This window comes from Rhizobium sp. FG96, from assembly GCF_057808655.1.
Map to the genome: position 1 here is coordinate 151,424 of NZ_JBMDIL010000008.1, position 15,670 is coordinate 167,093.

At 59.7% G+C, this 15,670-nt stretch carries 18 protein-coding genes; 3 read left to right on the forward strand and 15 right to left on the reverse strand.

Annotated features, from left to right (window positions below; translation table 11 throughout):
• Positions 1-23: 23 nt before the first annotated feature.
• The 12 genes from rpsC to rpsL all read right to left on the reverse strand — a co-directional run bounded on the left by rpsC (position 24) and on the right by rpsL (position 8,789).
• Positions 24-743: a 30S ribosomal protein S3 gene (rpsC, locus tag ACODR6_RS17730; protein ID WP_018857109.1), complete on the reverse strand. Its 720-nt coding sequence runs from the start codon at positions 741-743 to the stop codon at positions 24-26.
• Complete coding sequence (gene rplV, locus ACODR6_RS17735) at positions 743-1,132, reverse strand: 50S ribosomal protein L22 (RefSeq protein WP_007531667.1); 390 nt, start codon at positions 1,130-1,132, stop codon at positions 743-745. The genes rpsC and rplV overlap by 1 nt, the downstream gene beginning before the upstream one ends.
• A gap of 2 nt (positions 1,133-1,134) precedes the next feature.
• Positions 1,135-1,413, reverse strand: a complete 279-nt coding sequence (rpsS, locus tag ACODR6_RS17740) for a 30S ribosomal protein S19 (RefSeq protein WP_007531666.1) — start codon at positions 1,411-1,413, stop codon at positions 1,135-1,137.
• 15 nt (positions 1,414-1,428) lie between these two features.
• Positions 1,429-2,265: a 50S ribosomal protein L2 gene (gene rplB / locus ACODR6_RS17745; RefSeq protein ID WP_112711473.1), complete on the reverse strand. Its 837-nt coding sequence runs from the start codon at positions 2,263-2,265 to the stop codon at positions 1,429-1,431.
• 11 nt (positions 2,266-2,276) lie between these two features.
• On the reverse strand, positions 2,277-2,570 hold the full coding sequence (locus tag ACODR6_RS17750; protein WP_112711472.1) for a 50S ribosomal protein L23: 294 nt from the start codon (positions 2,568-2,570) through the stop codon (positions 2,277-2,279).
• Entirely contained in the window at positions 2,567-3,187 is a 621-nt protein-coding gene (gene rplD / locus ACODR6_RS17755; protein ID WP_112711471.1) for a 50S ribosomal protein L4, read from the reverse strand. The genes ACODR6_RS17750 and rplD overlap by 4 nt, the downstream gene beginning before the upstream one ends.
• Before the next feature lie 13 nt (positions 3,188-3,200).
• Complete coding sequence (rplC, locus tag ACODR6_RS17760; RefSeq protein ID WP_008521348.1) at positions 3,201-3,842, reverse strand: 50S ribosomal protein L3; 642 nt, start codon at positions 3,840-3,842, stop codon at positions 3,201-3,203.
• A 34-nt stretch (positions 3,843-3,876) separates the two neighbouring features.
• On the reverse strand, positions 3,877-4,185 hold the full coding sequence (rpsJ, locus tag ACODR6_RS17765; RefSeq protein WP_003547547.1) for a 30S ribosomal protein S10: 309 nt from the start codon (positions 4,183-4,185) through the stop codon (positions 3,877-3,879).
• A 311-nt stretch (positions 4,186-4,496) separates the two neighbouring features.
• Positions 4,497-5,672, reverse strand: a complete 1,176-nt coding sequence (tuf, locus tag ACODR6_RS17770; protein ID WP_130282487.1) for an elongation factor Tu — start codon at positions 5,670-5,672, stop codon at positions 4,497-4,499.
• A gap of 68 nt (positions 5,673-5,740) precedes the next feature.
• Entirely contained in the window at positions 5,741-7,840 is a 2,100-nt protein-coding gene (gene fusA, locus ACODR6_RS17775; RefSeq protein WP_112716894.1) for an elongation factor G, read from the reverse strand.
• Positions 7,841-7,869: 29 nt separating this feature from the next.
• Positions 7,870-8,340 (reverse strand): 30S ribosomal protein S7, encoded by a 471-nt coding sequence (gene rpsG / locus ACODR6_RS17780; RefSeq protein WP_112716896.1) that lies wholly within the window; start codon positions 8,338-8,340, stop codon positions 7,870-7,872.
• A 77-nt stretch (positions 8,341-8,417) separates the two neighbouring features.
• On the reverse strand, positions 8,418-8,789 hold the full coding sequence (gene rpsL / locus ACODR6_RS17785) for a 30S ribosomal protein S12 (protein ID WP_003547537.1): 372 nt from the start codon (positions 8,787-8,789) through the stop codon (positions 8,418-8,420).
• A 496-nt stretch (positions 8,790-9,285) separates the two neighbouring features.
• On the opposite strand from rpsL, the gene ACODR6_RS17790 reads away from it, so the two are divergent.
• Complete coding sequence (locus ACODR6_RS17790; RefSeq protein ID WP_112716928.1) at positions 9,286-9,579, forward strand: transcriptional regulator; 294 nt, start codon at positions 9,286-9,288, stop codon at positions 9,577-9,579.
• Between the two features lie 97 nt (positions 9,580-9,676).
• Here the strand turns inward: ACODR6_RS17790 and ACODR6_RS17795 are convergent, their stop codons facing one another.
• Complete coding sequence (locus ACODR6_RS17795) at positions 9,677-9,892, reverse strand: type II toxin-antitoxin system RelE/ParE family toxin (protein ID WP_489023331.1); 216 nt, start codon at positions 9,890-9,892, stop codon at positions 9,677-9,679.
• Positions 9,889-10,143: a type II toxin-antitoxin system ParD family antitoxin gene (locus ACODR6_RS17800; RefSeq protein ID WP_199630022.1), complete on the reverse strand. Its 255-nt coding sequence runs from the start codon at positions 10,141-10,143 to the stop codon at positions 9,889-9,891. Before ACODR6_RS17800 ends, ACODR6_RS17795 begins: the two co-directional genes overlap by 4 nt.
• A gap of 172 nt (positions 10,144-10,315) precedes the next feature.
• On the opposite strand from ACODR6_RS17800, the gene ACODR6_RS17805 reads away from it, so the two are divergent.
• Both ACODR6_RS17805 and ACODR6_RS17810 read left to right on the forward strand, forming a co-directional pair.
• Positions 10,316-11,026, forward strand: coding sequence for an acid phosphatase (locus tag ACODR6_RS17805; protein WP_112716902.1), 711 nt, complete (start codon positions 10,316-10,318; stop codon positions 11,024-11,026).
• A gap of 131 nt (positions 11,027-11,157) precedes the next feature.
• Complete coding sequence (locus tag ACODR6_RS17810) at positions 11,158-11,361, forward strand: hypothetical protein (protein WP_489023333.1); 204 nt, start codon at positions 11,158-11,160, stop codon at positions 11,359-11,361.
• A 62-nt stretch (positions 11,362-11,423) separates the two neighbouring features.
• Here ACODR6_RS17810 and rpoC read toward each other — a convergent pair whose 3' ends face one another.
• Positions 11,424-15,635 (reverse strand): DNA-directed RNA polymerase subunit beta', encoded by a 4,212-nt coding sequence (gene rpoC / locus ACODR6_RS17815; protein WP_130282491.1) that lies wholly within the window; start codon positions 15,633-15,635, stop codon positions 11,424-11,426.
• Between the last annotated feature and the right edge of the window lie 35 nt (positions 15,636-15,670).

A 15,670-nucleotide genomic window follows, 5' to 3' on the forward strand; every position in this document is an offset into this window, starting at 1 on the left:
GAACTTCTTTGCCACCAACGCTATCAAGCGTTGTCGCGGCGACGATCGCGGTCGCGGCTTGCCGGACCCTGAGCGTCACCCTCGAGTGCGCGGCGCTCGGAGGCCATCGGATCATGCTCAAGGATTTCGCCCTTGAAGATCCAAACCTTGATGCCGCAGATGCCGAAAGCGGTTTCCGCTTCAGCTGTGCCGTAGTCGATGTCAGCGCGCAGCGTGTGCAGCGGAACGCGACCTTCGCGGTACCATTCGGTACGAGCGATTTCAGCACCGCCGAGACGGCCTGCGCAGGTGATCTTGATGCCTTCGGCACCAAGACGCATTGCAGACTGAACAGCGCGCTTCATGGCGCGGCGGAAAGCCACGCGACGCTCGAGCTGCTGGGCGATCGACTGAGCAACGAGCGTTGCGTCGACTTCCGGCTTGCGCACTTCAACGATGTTGAGGTGCGTTTCGGAGTTCGTCATGTCCGACAGCTTCTTGCGGAGCTTGTCGATGTCTGCACCCTTCTTGCCGATGATCAGACCCGGGCGAGCCGAGTGGATCGTGACGCGGCACTTCTTGTGCGGACGCTCGATGACGACCTTGGCGATACCAGCCTGCTTCAGTTCGCTCATGACGAACTTGCGCATCTTCAGGTCTTCGTGCAGCAGCTGACCGTATTCGGCATTGTCCGCAAACCAGCGGCTATCCCAGGTACGGTTGATGCCAAGACGGAAACCGATTGGATTGATTTTCTGACCCATTATGCGGCCTCCTCTTGTGCCTGCACTTCGCGGACCACGATCGTGAGGTGCGCGAACGGCTTCTCGATGCGAGATGCACGGCCGCGGCCACGAGCGTGGAAACGCTTCATGACGATCGACTTGCCGACGTAGGCTTCTGCTACGACAAGCGTGTCAACGTCGAGATCGTGGTTGTTCTCAGCGTTGGCGATCGCAGATTCGAGCGTCTTCTTGACGGCGCCTGCGATGCGCTTGCGGGAGAACTCCAGCTCAGCGAGTGCACGGTCGACCTTCTTGCCGCGGATAGCCGCAGCAACCAGGTTGAGCTTCTGTGGGCTGACGCGGAGCGTGCGGGCGACTGCTTGCGCCTCGTTGTCCTTCAGCCGGCGTTCGGCTTTTGCCTTGCCCATTGTTACTTCCTCTTTGCCTTCTTGTCCGCGCCGTGACCGTAGTAGGTCCGCGTCGGAGAGAATTCACCGAACTTGTGACCGACCATGTCTTCGTTGACGCTGACCGGTACATGCTTGCTGCCGTTGTAGACGCCGAAGGTGAGACCGACGAACTGCGGCAGGATCGTGGAGCGGCGGCTCCAGATCTTGATTACTTCTGCACGTCCGCCTTCACGAACCTTCTCAGCCTTCTTGAGAAGATAGCCGTCAACGAACGGACCTTTCCATACTGAACGAGCCATTGGAGACTTCCTCTCTTACTTCTTACGCTGATGACGCGAGCGCATGATGAACTTGTCGGTCGACTTGTTCGACCGGGTGCGCTTGCCCTTGGTCGGCTTGCCCCACGGGGTAACCGGATGACGGCCACCAGAGGTGCGGCCTTCACCACCACCGTGCGGGTGGTCGACCGGGTTCATGACAACACCGCGGTTATGCGGACGCTTGCCGCGCCAAACCGTACGACCGGCCTTGCCGTCGTTGATGTTGGCGTGATCCGGGTTGGAAACGGCACCGATCGTCGCCAGGCACGAGCCGTGGACGAGGCGCTGTTCGCCAGAGTTCAGGCGAAGGATCGCCATGCCGGCATCGCGGCCGACGAGCTGTGCGTAACCGCCAGCCGAACGAGCGATCTGACCGCCCTTGCCCGGCTTCATTTCCACGTTGTGGATGATGGAGCCGACCGGGATGTACTGCAGCGGCATGGTGTTGCCGGGCTTGACGTCGACAGCCTTTTCAGAAGCGATGACCTTGTCGCCGGCAGCGAGGCGCTGCGGAGCGAGGATGTAGGCCTGTTCGCCGTCCGTGTAGCTGACGAGCGCGATGAATGCAGTACGGTTCGGGTCGTATTCGATACGCTGAACGGTGCCTTCGACGTCGAACTTGCGACGCTTGAAGTCAACGATACGGTACGTACGCTTGTGACCGCCGCCGATGAAGCGGGCAGTGATACGGCCGAGGTTGTTACGACCGCCGCTCTTGGTCAGACCTTCCGTCAGCGCCTTGACCGGCTTGCCCTTCCAGAGGCCAGAACGGTCGACGATGACCAGCTGACGCTGGCTCGGGGTCGTAGGATTGAATGTTTTCAATGCCATTGTTTTATTCCTCAGAGACCGGTGGAGACGTCGATCGTCTGGCCTTCAGCCAGCGTTACGACAGCCTTCTTCACGTCCTGCTGCTTGCCGGCAAAACCGCGGAAACGCTTGGTCTTGCCCTTGCGGAGCAGCGTGTTGACGGCCGTGACCTTGACGCCGAAGAGCGCCTCGACTGCAGCCTTGATTTCCGGCTTCGACGCCGTCTTGGCGACATTGAAAACAACCTGGTTGTTTTCCGATACCAGAGTGGACTTTTCGGTGATCGCCGGCGAGACGATCACATCGTAGTGGCGAAGATCGGTCACTTGAAACGCTCCTCTAGAGCTTCAACGGCAGCCTTGGAAAGCACGAGCTTGCCGCGGCGCACGATGTCATAAACGTTGATGCCCTGGATCGGGAGAACATCGATGTTCGGGATGTTCTGGGCAGCGAGCTTGAAGTTGCCGTCGAGCTCAGCACCACCGATGAAGAGCGCGTTGGTCAGGCCGAGCGTCTCAAAGGTAGCGGCCAGAGCCTTGGTCTTGGCTTCAGCAGCAACGAGGTTGTCGATGATGATGACATCATCGGACTTCAGCTTTGCCGAGAGAGCGAGACGCAGGCCGAGAGCGCGAACCTTCTTGGGAAGGTCGTGTTCGTGGCTGCGAGCAACCGGGCCGTGAGCCTTACCACCGCCGCGGAACTGCGGAGCACGAGCCGAATGGTGACGAGCGCGGCCCGTACCCTTCTGCTTGTACATCTTGGCGCCGGTGCGCGAAACGTCCGCGCGGCCCTTTGCCTGGTGCGTGCCCTGCTGCTTCTTGGCAAGTTGCCAGCGGATGACGCGGGCAAGAATGTCTTCGCGGGGCTCGAGACCGAAGATCGCGTCAGAGAGAGAAACCTTCCCTGCGTCTTTTCCCTCGAGGGTCTTGACGTTGAATTCCATTGGTCTGGCTCCCTTACTTCGCGGCCGACTTGACGGCGTCGCGCACGATGATCCAGGCACCCTTGGAACCGGGTACTGCACCCTTGATCAGGATCAGACCACGATCTTCGTCGGTCGAAACCACTTCAAGGTTCTGAGTCGTTACGCGCGTCTGGCCCATGTGACCAGCCATCTTCTTGTTCTTGAAAACCTTGCCCGGATCCTGGCGCGAGCCCGTCGAACCGTGCGAGCGGTGCGAAACCGACACACCGTGCGTGGCGCGGAGACCGCCGAAGCCGTGGCGCTTCATGGCGCCGGCAAAGCCCTTACCAATGGTCGTGCCCGTCACGTCGACGAGCTGACCTGCTGCGAAGTGACCAGCCTTGAGCTCGGTACCGATCTCCAGCAGGTTGTCTTCCGAAACGCGGAATTCCTGGAGCTTGGCCTTCGGCTCGACGTTGGCGACAGCAAAGTTGCCGCGCATCGCCTTGGACGTGTTCTTAACCTTCGCCTGGCCAGCACCGAGCTGAACTGCGGTATAGCCATTCTTTTCTACAGTGCGCGTTGCGACGACCTGGCAGCCGTCCATACGCAGTACCGTTACCGGAACATGTTCGCCAGCGTCGTTGTAGACGCGGGTCATGCCCACCTTCTGTGCAATCACACCTGAACGCATCGGTTCAATCCTTCCAAATCCGCTCGAGCCAGGCTCAGAGCTTGATCTCAACATCGACACCGGCGGCGAGATCGAGCTTCATCAGCGCGTCTACCGTCTGCGGGGTCGGATCTACGATGTCGAGGAGGCGCTTATGCGTGCGCATCTCGAACTGCTCGCGGCTCTTCTTGTCGATGTGTGGGGACCGGTTAACCGTAAACTTCTCGATGCGAGTCGGAAGCGGAACGGGGCCCCGGACGCTTGCGCCGGTGCGCTTCGCCGTCGACACAATCTCGCGCGTGGAAGCATCGAGAATTCGGTGATCGAACGCCTTCAGGCGAATGCGGATATTTTGGCCGTTCATTCGACATTATCCTTGTGTTCTGTTTTTCGCGCGCCTTTCTCAAGACGCGTTTTTTGTTTTCGCTAAGGCGGACCACCGGTTTCAAAGATCGAGAAGGACACCGCGGAACGGCATCCCTATCCACTCTTCGGGCCTTTTCAGCCCACCTTATTGTTAGTTTTGTTCGCCGCTCCGTAAACCGAAGCAGCACGCAAACAGCGCTCGCGCGCCATGTGCAACATTTCTGTGTAATAAGCAAGCGGCTAGAGCCGCTCACATCATAATAATGTCATCGAATCGGCCGCCCCTCTTGGAGGCGGCCGTTTCTCTGATTACTCGACGATCGAGGCAACGATGCCTGCGCCGACGGTACGGCCGCCTTCGCGGATAGCGAAGCGCAGCTTTTCTTCCATCGCGATCGGAACGATCAGCTCGACGTCAACCGTGACGTTGTCGCCCGGCATAACCATTTCCGTGCCTTCCGGCAGCGTGACGATGCCCGTCACGTCCGTCGTGCGGAAGTAGAACTGCGGACGGTAGTTGGTGAAGAACGGCGTATGACGGCCGCCTTCTTCCTTCGTCAGGATGTAGGCTTCTGCCTTGAACTTCTTGTGCGGCTTGACCGAACCCGGCTTGCACAGGATCTGACCACGCTCGACGCCGTCACGGTTAACACCGCGAACCAGAGCGCCGATGTTGTCGCCGGCCTGGCCCTGATCGAGCAGCTTGCGGAACATTTCAACGCCGGTAACCGTCGTCTTCGAGGTCGCGCGAATGCCGACGATTTCGACTTCTTCGCCAACCTTGACGATACCACGCTCGACGCGGCCCGTAACAACCGTACCGCGGCCCGAGATCGAGAACACGTCTTCGATCGGCATCAGGAACGGCTGGTCAACCGGACGCTCAGGCGTCGGGATGTAGGCGTCGACCTGAGCCATCAGCTCGCGGATCGCGTCTTCGCCGATCTTCTTGTCGGAATCTTCGAGAGCGGCCAGAGCCGAACCCTTGACGACCGGGATATCGTCGCCCGGGAAGTCGTAGGACGACAGCAGTTCGCGAACTTCGAGCTCGACGAGTTCGAGAAGCTCGGCGTCGTCAACCTGGTCGACCTTGTTGAGGAACACGACGATAGCCGGAACGCCAACCTGGCGAGCGAGCAGGATGTGCTCGCGGGTCTGCGGCATCGGGCCGTCAGCAGCAGAGCAAACCAGGATCGCGCCGTCCATCTGTGCGGCACCGGTGATCATGTTCTTGACGTAGTCGGCGTGGCCGGGGCAGTCGACGTGCGCGTAGTGGCGGTTCGGGGTCTCATACTCGACGTGCGCCGTCGAGATGGTGATGCCGCGTGCCTTTTCTTCCGGAGCAGCGTCGATCTGGTCGTACGCCTTGAACTCGCCGAAGTACTTCGTGATCGCTGCCGTCAGAGACGTCTTGCCGTGGTCAACGTGGCCGATCGTGCCGATGTTTACGTGCGGCTTGTTGCGCTCAAACTTACTCTTTGCCATTTTCGGCTCTCCATTTTGCTAGGCCCCGAAGGGCGCTAATTCTTGTTATCGGTCAATTGGTATTCCGGTCACTTCTGACCGGAATACTTTGCCTGGATTTCAGTTGCGACGTTCGACGGGACCGGCGCGTAGTGATCGAAGGTCATCGTGTACTGAGCACGGCCCTGCGACATGGAGCGCAGGTTATCGACGTACTTGAACATGTTCGCCAGCGGAACGTTGGCGCTGATGACGATCGCAATACCGCGCTGTTCCTGGCCCTGAATCTGGCCACGGCGGGAGTTCAGGTCACCGATGACGTCGCCGACGTAATCTTCCGGCGTTACGACTTCGACCTTCATCATCGGCTCGAGGAGCTGAGCGCCGGCCTTCTTGGCTGCTTCACGGAAGCAGGCACGCGAAGCGATTTCGAACGCCAGGACCGACGAGTCAACGTCGTGGAAGGCACCGTCAACGAGCGTCGCCTTGACGCCGAGCATCGGGAAGCCAGCCAGCGGACCGGAGGACAGAACGCTTTCGATACCCTTCTGAACGCCCGGGATGTATTCCTTCGGAACGGCACCGCCGACGATCTTGGATTCGAACTTGAAGTCGTCGCCTTCCGGGTTCGGTTCGAAGATGATCTTGACGCGTGCGAACTGACCGGTACCACCGGACTGCTTCTTGTGCGTGTAGTCTTCTTCGTGCTGACGCGTGATCGTTTCACGGTAAGCAACCTGCGGAGCACCGACGTTGGCTTCAACCTTGAACTCGCGACGCATACGGTCGACGAGAATGTCGAGGTGAAGTTCGCCCATGCCGGCGATGATCGTCTGACCGGATTCCTGATCAGTCTTGACGCGGAAGGACGGGTCTTCAGCAGCGAGGCGATTGAGCGCGAGGCCCATCTTTTCCTGGTCGCCCTTGGACTTCGGCTCGATCGCGATCTGGATGACCGGCTCCGGGAATTCCATGCGCTCGAGGATAACCGGCTTCAGCGGATCGCAGAGCGTATCGCCAGTGGTGGTTTCCTTGAGGCCGGCGAGAGCAACGATGTCGCCTGCGAAGGCTTCTTCGATGTCTTCACGCGAGTTGGAGTGCATCTGCAGCATACGGCCGACACGCTCGCGCTTGTCCTTGACCGTGTTGATGACGGATACGCCCTTTTCGAGCTTGCCCGAGTAGATACGGGCGAAGGTCAGCGAACCGACGAAGGGGTCGTTCATGATCTTGAACGCCAGCATCGCGAGCGGCTCGGCGTCGTCAGCGTGACGCTCGATTTCGGCTTCGGTCTTGAAGTCGATGCCCTTGATGGCCGGAATGTCGAGCGGCGACGGCAGGTAGTCGACGACGGCGTCGAGGAGCGGCTGAACGCCCTTGTTCTTGAAGGCGGTGCCGCAGAACATCGGGTGGAACTTGACGTCGATCGTGCCGCGGCGAACCAGGGCGCGGATCTTGTCGTTGTCCGGCATGTCGCCGTTCAGGTAAGCTTCCATCGCTTCTTCGTCGATCTCGACAACGGTCTCGATCAGCTTTTCGCGATATTCTTCAGCCTTGGCCTTCAGGTCATCCGGGATTTCGACGACGTCCCACTGGGCGCCGAGCGATTCATCGCGCCAGACGAGAGCGTTCATTTCGATCAGGTCGACGACGCCCTTGAAGTCGCTTTCTGCGCCGATCGGCAGCTGCATGACGACAGCCGTTGCGCCGAGACGGGTCTTGATCATCTCGACGGAGCGGTAGAAGTCCGCACCGGTCTTGTCCATCTTGTTGCAGAAGATCATGCGCGGAACATTGTACTTCTCAGCCTGACGCCAGACGGTTTCCGTCTGCGGCTCAACGCCGGCGTTGGCATCGAGAAGAGCAATAGCACCGTCGAGAACGCGCAGCGAACGCTCGACTTCGATGGTGAAGTCGACGTGGCCGGGGGTGTCGATGATGTTGAAGCGGCGCATCTTGCCGTCACGGCCCTTCCAGAAGGTCGTGGTGGCAGCAGACGTGATCGTGATGCCACGCTCCTGCTCCTGCTCCATCCAGTCCATGGTGGCTGCGCCGTCGTGCACTTCGCCGATCTTGTGCGACTTGCCGGTGTAGTAAAGGATACGCTCGGTCGTCGTCGTCTTGCCGGCGTCGATGTGCGCCATGATACCGAAATTACGGTAGTCTTCGATTTTATATTCGCGAGCCATAATGGACTGCCTTTCGATACCGTTCGGGATTACCAGCGATAATGCGAGAACGCACGGTTGGCGTCAGCCATCTTGTGCGTGTCTTCGCGCTTCTTGACCGCGGAACCACGGTTGTTGGATGCGTCGAGAAGCTCGCCCGACAGACGATCGATCATGGTCGTTTCGTTGCGCTTGCGCGCAGCGGTAATCAGCCAGCGAATAGCAAGGGCCTGGCGGCGCTCAGGGCGGACATCAACCGGAACCTGATAGGTCGCACCACCGACGCGGCGCGAGCGGACTTCGACGTGCGGGGCAATGTTGTCGAGGGCGGCGTGGAAAACGACCAGCGGCTCCTGCTTGGACTTGCCCTGTACGGAGTCAAATGCGCCGTAAACGATGCTTTCAGCAACGGACTTCTTACCATCGAGCATGATGGCATTCATGAACTTCGTGACAACCAGATCGCCGAACTTGGGATCCGGGTTGATTTCACGCTTTTCTGCTCTGTGACGTCTGGACATACTTCTCGTCTCTTAATTGTTAGGGCGCTCAACCACGCGGAGAACCTCGCGCAGCGCCGGGGATTTCAAAACCGAAATTACTTCGGACGCTTCGCACCGTACTTCGAACGGCGCTGCTTGCGGTTCTTGACACCCTGGGTATCGAGAACGCCGCGGATGATGTGGTAACGAACGCCCGGCAAGTCCTTAACGCGGCCGCCACGGATCATGACGACAGAGTGTTCCTGCAGGTTGTGACCTTCGCCCGGGATATAGCCGATGACTTCGAAGCCATTGGTCAGGCGGATCTTGGCGACCTTACGGAGAGCCGAGTTCGGCTTCTTCGGGGTCGTGGTGTAGACGCGGGTGCAGACGCCGCGCTTCTGCGGGTTTTCCTGCAGAGCAGGAACCTTATTGCGCTTTACGTTCGCCTGACGCGGCTTGCGGATAAGCTGGTTTACGGTAGGCATTCAACCATCCCTTACGTTAATCTGTACCCTTTCGGGCGTAAATCGCGCCGTCTCCGGCAAGATCACACGCTAGTCTCAATGCGCAAAACGTGGCCCGATCCGCTTTCGCAGATGGACCACCGAGGGCAGAGGACGCAAAAGACATGCGTCATGCGTGCAGGCATCATATCTTCAACGTGCGTTTCGAACCTTGTTTGAGGAGAACTCCAGGGCAAGGCGCCCCAGAAAGCCATGCCTCACATGGGTTCCGATGGCGCGGGTACTACTGGTTTCCCTCACCTACGTCAAGGCCGCGCCGGAAATAATCTTTAACGGAATGCCTTGAAATGCCGGGCTATCGCCCTCTTTGCAGGGGTTCCAGCGGAATTTTGAAGCACCCGGCCAAGTTCAACTTGGGGCCGACATGAAAAGCCGCTAAGGAATCGGCGATTGCAAGCGAAATCCGCTGAGAGCGGATTCGTATTTTCGAATCGTCACGTACCCGAAGGACATGAGCATGATCGCGAGCCCAGACAATGACAACAATTCCGAAGGCCCGATGATCTTCATCATCATCGGCAAGGGCTACGAGACGGATGGCAGCGAAGGCGTCGACCTGCACGTCATGCTGAAGGCCGCCGACGACGACAGCGCGGTGCGCGAGGCGCTCAACGCGCTCGCCGAAGAAGGCTTCATCGAAGCCGACCTCGACCAGATCGGCATGCTGACCGAAGTGCCGGAAGAAGAGCCGCACGCCTCGGCCTATCAGGGCGCCCTCGAGGGCGAAGTCTCGATCATCCGCTTCAGCTGATAAGCCGCGGCCTAATCGCCGCCCGGAAACAGCACCGCTTCATAATTCATCGCACCGCTGACTATGTGCAGGATGTGAACGGTGCCCTCACCCGCCGTTAGAATATATTGTAGCGGCCATACACAGCGCGGCGAATGCCGGACGCCTCGTGTCTCGGCACCAGAGCATAGGCAAGCGGATGATCAGCGATCCGCTTGCAGTGCCATTCGATCTCCTCGACGAAAGACAGGGCGCGGCGCGGATTATCCTTGGCGATGTAGTCGCCTATGGCGAAGAGGTCCCGGCGGGCTTCTTCCGCAAAGACCAGTTTCATTCGCCATCCGCCATGCGCTTGTAGCGCTCCTTCATCTCGGCAAAGACATCCTCTGCGGCATGGACGCGGCCCGCTTCGATATCCGCCCTGCCCCGTGCCAGCGCCGCATCCATGAGAGCGAGCTGCTTCTCGCGCTCCTCGACCAGGCGCACGCCTTCGCGCAGCACCTCGCTCTTCGAGTTGTAGCGGCCGCTTTCGACGAGCCGCTTTACCACCGCTTCCAGATTTCCAAGTTCAACGCTTTGAGCCATAGCAGCCTCCGATAACTATTATCGGACCGGTCTTGTTCTTTGGCAAGTCCGGCTTGCATGCGTGCCAACGGTCCGCGGCCAATATGCCGCAGCCTCTGACACCGTTCTGTCATCTTCGCCAAACAATCCTCGGCTACCCGCGGGATGCATTATTGCCCCAAGGAGTCTCCCGATGCGTTCCATTTCCAAATTCGTTGCTTTCGGCCTCGCGGCCGCGATTGCCTTTTCGGCCCCGGCCTTTGCCGAAGAGAAGGCCAAACCCTTTACCGACAATACCGAAGTCAACCTTTTGAACCTGCTGCCACCTCCGCCGGCCAATGATTCCGCCAAGACCAAGGCCGAGATCGGCGAACTCCTGAAGATCCAGGTGACGCGCACGCCCGAGATGGAAGCCCGCGCCGTTGCCGATGCAGAAGAGAATGTCTGGCGCTATGCCGACGTGATCGACAATCCGAAGTTCACCAAGGAGAACCTGCCGAAGTTCTCCGCCTTCTTCGACCGCATCGTCGAGACCGAAGCCGCCGTCGTCGATCCGGCCAAGGACGTCTGGAAGCGCACCCGCCCTCACCTCCTCTATCCGGATCTCGTCAAGCCGGTCGTTCCGCTCTCCAAGTCCGGTTCCTATCCGTCGGGCCACACGACGCTCGGCACGCTGATGGGCGTCGTTCTCTCCAACATGGTTCCGGAGAAGAAGGACGCGATCATGGCGCGCGCCTGGGAATACGGCTGGAACCGCGTCATCGGCGGCATCCACTACCCAACCGATATCGAAGCTGGCCGCATTGCCGGTATCGCGACGGCACAGACGATCATGCAGCATGATGACTACAAGGCGGAATACGAAGCCGCCCGCACCGAGCTGCGGACCGTTCTCGGCATGTGATATCGCCAGCATATGATCTGAAGGCCGCGGCGAGAGCTGCGGCCTTTTGCCTTGCTGAAATCTGACGAGCTGAACTTTTCGGCGCCCTTGCCGTTCACCGGAGACATTTGCACTGTCTTGGGGAGGCACCGATGGCTCAATGCGAATATTGCGAGCGGGAGATCCCGCCGGGCCTGCTGATCTGCCCACAATGCGGGCGGCGGCCGCCGGGCGATGAGGAGCGAAAGCGGCGGATGAAGCGGATCTCCGTCGTCATCGGCATCACCGCCGTCTTCATGCTGCTGCTTCTGCTGCGCGATGCAGTCATGCGCGGGACGATCCCGCACTTTTCCTAAGCCTAAAAGAAAAACCGCCCGGATTGCTCCGGGCGGTTTTCGATTTCCAAGACGCTGGTCGCTTATTCGGCGGCCGGAGCGTTTTCGGCAGCCATGTCCTGCAGCATCGGCGTGGCCGATTCTGCACCGCTGCCCTTGCGGCGCTCTTCGAGGATCATCTCGTCGCGCGACGTGGCGATGCGGCGGATCTGGGTCATCGTACCGCCGGTACCAGCCGGGATGAGGCGGCCGACGATGACGTTTTCCTTCAGACCCTGCAGGCCGTCGGTCTTGCCGGCGATCGCAGCTTCCGTGAGCACCTTCGTCGTTTCCTGGAAGGACGCGGCGGAGATGAAGGACGGGGTCTGCAGCGACGCCTTGGTGATGCCGAGCAGAACCGGATCGCCGTAAGCGGGCTTCTTGCCCTGTTCGATCAGGCCGTCGTTGACGTCCTCGAGCTCGATACGATCGACGTTGTCGCCGACGATATAGGTCGAGTCGCCTGCATCGGTGATTTCCACCTTCTGCAGCATCTGACGGACAATCACTTCGATGTGCTTGTCGTTGATGACAACGCCCTGCAAGCGGTAGACTTCCTGGATTTCGTTGACCAGGTACGAAGCGAGTGCCTCGACGCCCTTGATCGCCAGGATGTCGTGCGGAGCCGGGTTACCGTCGAGGATGTAGTCACCCTTTTCGATATAGTCGCCTTCCTGAAGGTGGAAGGGCTTGCCCTTCGGGATCAGGTATTCGACCGGCTCGACACCGTCTTCCGCCGGCTCGATGATGACGCGGCGCTTGTTCTTGTAGTCGCGGCCGAGGCGGATCGTACCATCGATCTCAGCGATGATGGCGTGATCCTTCGGACGGCGAGCTTCGAACAGTTCGGCAACGCGCGGCAGACCACCGGTGATGTCCTTGGTCTTGGCGCTTTCCAGCGGCGAACGTGCGAGAACGTCACCCTGGGAGACCTTCGTGCCCGGCTCGACCGACAGAATGGCGTCGACCGAGAGCAGGAAGCGGGCGTCACCACCACGCGACAGCTTCATGACATTGCCGCTGGCGTCCTTGATGACGATTGCCGGCTTCAGGTCGGAACCGCGCGGCGTCGAGCGCCAGTCGATAACCTGACGCTTGGTGATGCCGGTGGATTCGTCGGTCGCTTCGAGAACGGAGAGACCGTCGACCAGGTCTTCGAACTGAACGGTACCGGCTACTTCCGTCATCATCGGACGGGTGTAGGGGTCCCACTCTGCCAGACGCTGACCGCGCTTGACCTTGTCGCCTTCGTCGACATGCAGCTTCGAACCGTAGGCGACGCGCTGCGAGGAGCGCTCCACGCCACGCTCGTCCAGGATCTGGACGGTCATGTTGCGGCCCATGGCAACGAGGTTGCCTTCCGAGTTGCGCAGAACGTTGCGGTTCTTGATCTGGATCGTACCTTCGTACGAGGCTTCCAGGAACGACTGGTCGACCACGTTTGCCGTACCACCAAGGTGGAACGTACGCATGGTGAGCTGCGTGCCCGGCTCGCCGATCGACTGAGCCGCGATGACGCCGACTGCTTCGCCCATGTTGACAGGCGTACCGCGAGCAAGGTCGCGGCCGTAGCAGACCGAGCAGACGCCCGTCTGAACTTCGCAGGTCAGAGCCGAACGGATGCGGATCGACTGGATACCAGCCTTTTCGATCTCGATGACATCGGGCTCAAGGATCATCTTGCCAGCGTCGACAAGACGCTCGCCGGTGATCGGATGATCGATGTCGTCAAGAGCCGTACGGCCGAGGATACGAGCGCCGAGCGAAGCAACGACCTGACCGGCATCGACGATGGCGGTCATGGTGAGGCCCTTGTCGGTGCCGCAATCCACGAGGTTGACGATGCAATCCTGCGCGACGTCGACGAGACGGCGGGTCAGGTAACCGGAGTTAGCCGTCTTCAGAGCGGTGTCTGCGAGACCCTTACGGGCGCCGTGCGTCGAGTTGAAGTACTCGTTGACGGTCAGACCTTCCTTGAAGTTCGACGTGATCGGCGTTTCGATGATTTCGCCCGACGGCTTGGCCATGAGGCCGCGCATGCCGCCCAGCTGGCGCATCTGGTTCGGAGAACCACGGGCACCCGAGTGCGACATCATGTAGATGGCGTTCATCGGCTTCTGGCGGCCGGTGTTCGGATCGAACTCGACAGCCTTAATGCGGGCCATCATGTCTTCAGCGACCTTTTCGGTAGCCTTACCCCAGGCGTCAACGACCTTGTTGTACTTCTCGCCCTGAGTGATCAGGCCGTCGTTGTACTGCTGCTCGTATTCCTTGACCAGGTTTTCGGTGTCGCCAACGATCTTTGCCTTGGTTTCCGGAATGACCATGTCGTCCTTGCCGAACGAAATGCCGGCGCGGCAGGCATGGGCGAAGCCGAGCTGCATGATGCGGTCGCAGAAGATGACCGTGTCCTTCTGGCCGCAGTGACGGTAGACCGTGTCGATCATCTTGGAGATGTTCTTCTTGGTCATTTCCTGGTTGCAGACGTCGAAGGTCACCTTGCCGTTCTTCGGCAGGAGTTCGCCGATGAGCAGACGGCCCGGAGTCGTTTCATAGATCTTCGAGTACGGCTTGCCGTCCTCGCCGATCGACTTGAAGCGGCCGCGGATCTTGGTGTGCAGCGTCACGACCTTGTTTTCAAGCGCGTGATGCAGCTCGCCGAGATCGGAGAAGGCCATGCCTTCGCCCGGCTCGTTCTGGTTCATGATCGCGAGGTAGTACAGGCCGAGAACCATGTCCTGCGACGGAACGATGATCGGTGCACCGTTTGCCGGGTGCAGGATGTTGTTCGTCGACATCATCAGAACGCGGGCTTCGAGCTGGGCTTCGAGCGACAGCGGCACGTGAACGGCCATCTGGTCACCGTCGAAGTCGGCGTTGAAGGCCGTGCAGACGAGCGGGTGCAGCTGGATGGCCTTGCCTTCGACCAGGGTGGGTTCGAAGGCCTGGATACCCAGGCGGTGCAGCGTCGGTGCGCGGTTCAGGAGAACCGGATGCTCGCGGATGACCTCGTCGAGGATATCCCAGACTTCCGGCTTTTCCTTTTCAACCAGCTTCTTGGCCTGCTTGACGGTCGAGGAATAACCCTTGGCGTCGAGGCGGGCGTAGATGAACGGCTTGAAGAGCTCGAGCGCCATCTTCTTCGGAAGACCGCACTGGTGAAGCTTCAGTTCCGGACCGGTCACGATGACCGAACGGCCGGAATAGTCGACGCGCTTGCCGAGCAGGTTCTGACGGAAGCGGCCCTGCTTGCCCTTGAGCATGTCGGACAGCGACTTCAGCGGACGCTTGTTGGCGCCGGTGATGACGCGGCCACGGCGGCCGTTGTCGAACAGCGCGTCCACAGATTCCTGCAGCATGCGCTTTTCGTTGCGGATGATGATGCCCGGAGCGCGCAGTTCGATCAGGCGCTTCAGACGGTTGTTACGGTTGATGACGCGGCGGTACAGATCGTTCAGATCCGACGTCGCGAAACGGCCGCCATCGAGCGGAACGAGCGGGCGCAGGTCCGGCGGGATGACCGGGACGACCTTCATGATCATCCATTCCGGACGGTTGCCCGATTCCATGAAGTTCTCGACGATCTTCAGGCGCTTCATCAGCTTCTTCTGCTTGAGATCCGACGTGGTGTCGGCAAGCTCGGAGCGCAGATCGCCAGCGATCTTCTCGAGGTTCATCGATGCCAGCATCTCGTAGATGGCTTCAGCACCGATCATGGCGGTGAACTGGTCTTCGCCGTATTCGTCGACGGCCAGCATGTACTCTTCTTCCGTCAGGAGCTGGTGCTCCTTGAGCGCTGTGAGGCCCGGCTCGGTGACGATGTAGTTTTCAAAGTAGAGAACGCGCTCTACATCCTTCAGCGTCATGTCGAGCAGGGTCGAGATGCGCGACGGAAGCGACTTCAGGAACCAGATGTGGGCAACGGGAGCGGCGAGCTCGATGTGACCCATGCGCTCACGGCGAACGCGCGACAGCGTAACTTCGACACCGCACTTTTCGCAGATGATGCCCTTGTACTTCATGCGCTTGTACTTGCCGCAAAGGCATTCGTAGTCCTTGATCGGTCCGAAAATGCGCGCGCAGAAGAGACCGTCGCGTTCCGGCTTGAACGTACGGTAGTTGATGGTTTCCGGCTTCTTGATCTCGCCGTAGGACCAGGAGAGGATCTTCTCCGGCGATGCGATAGAAATTCGAATGCTATCGAAATTCTGTGCAGGCACCTGCGGATTGAAAAGATTCATGACCTCTTGGTTCATGCCTGTCTCCTTCATGGGCGGATGCGCCCTTAGCT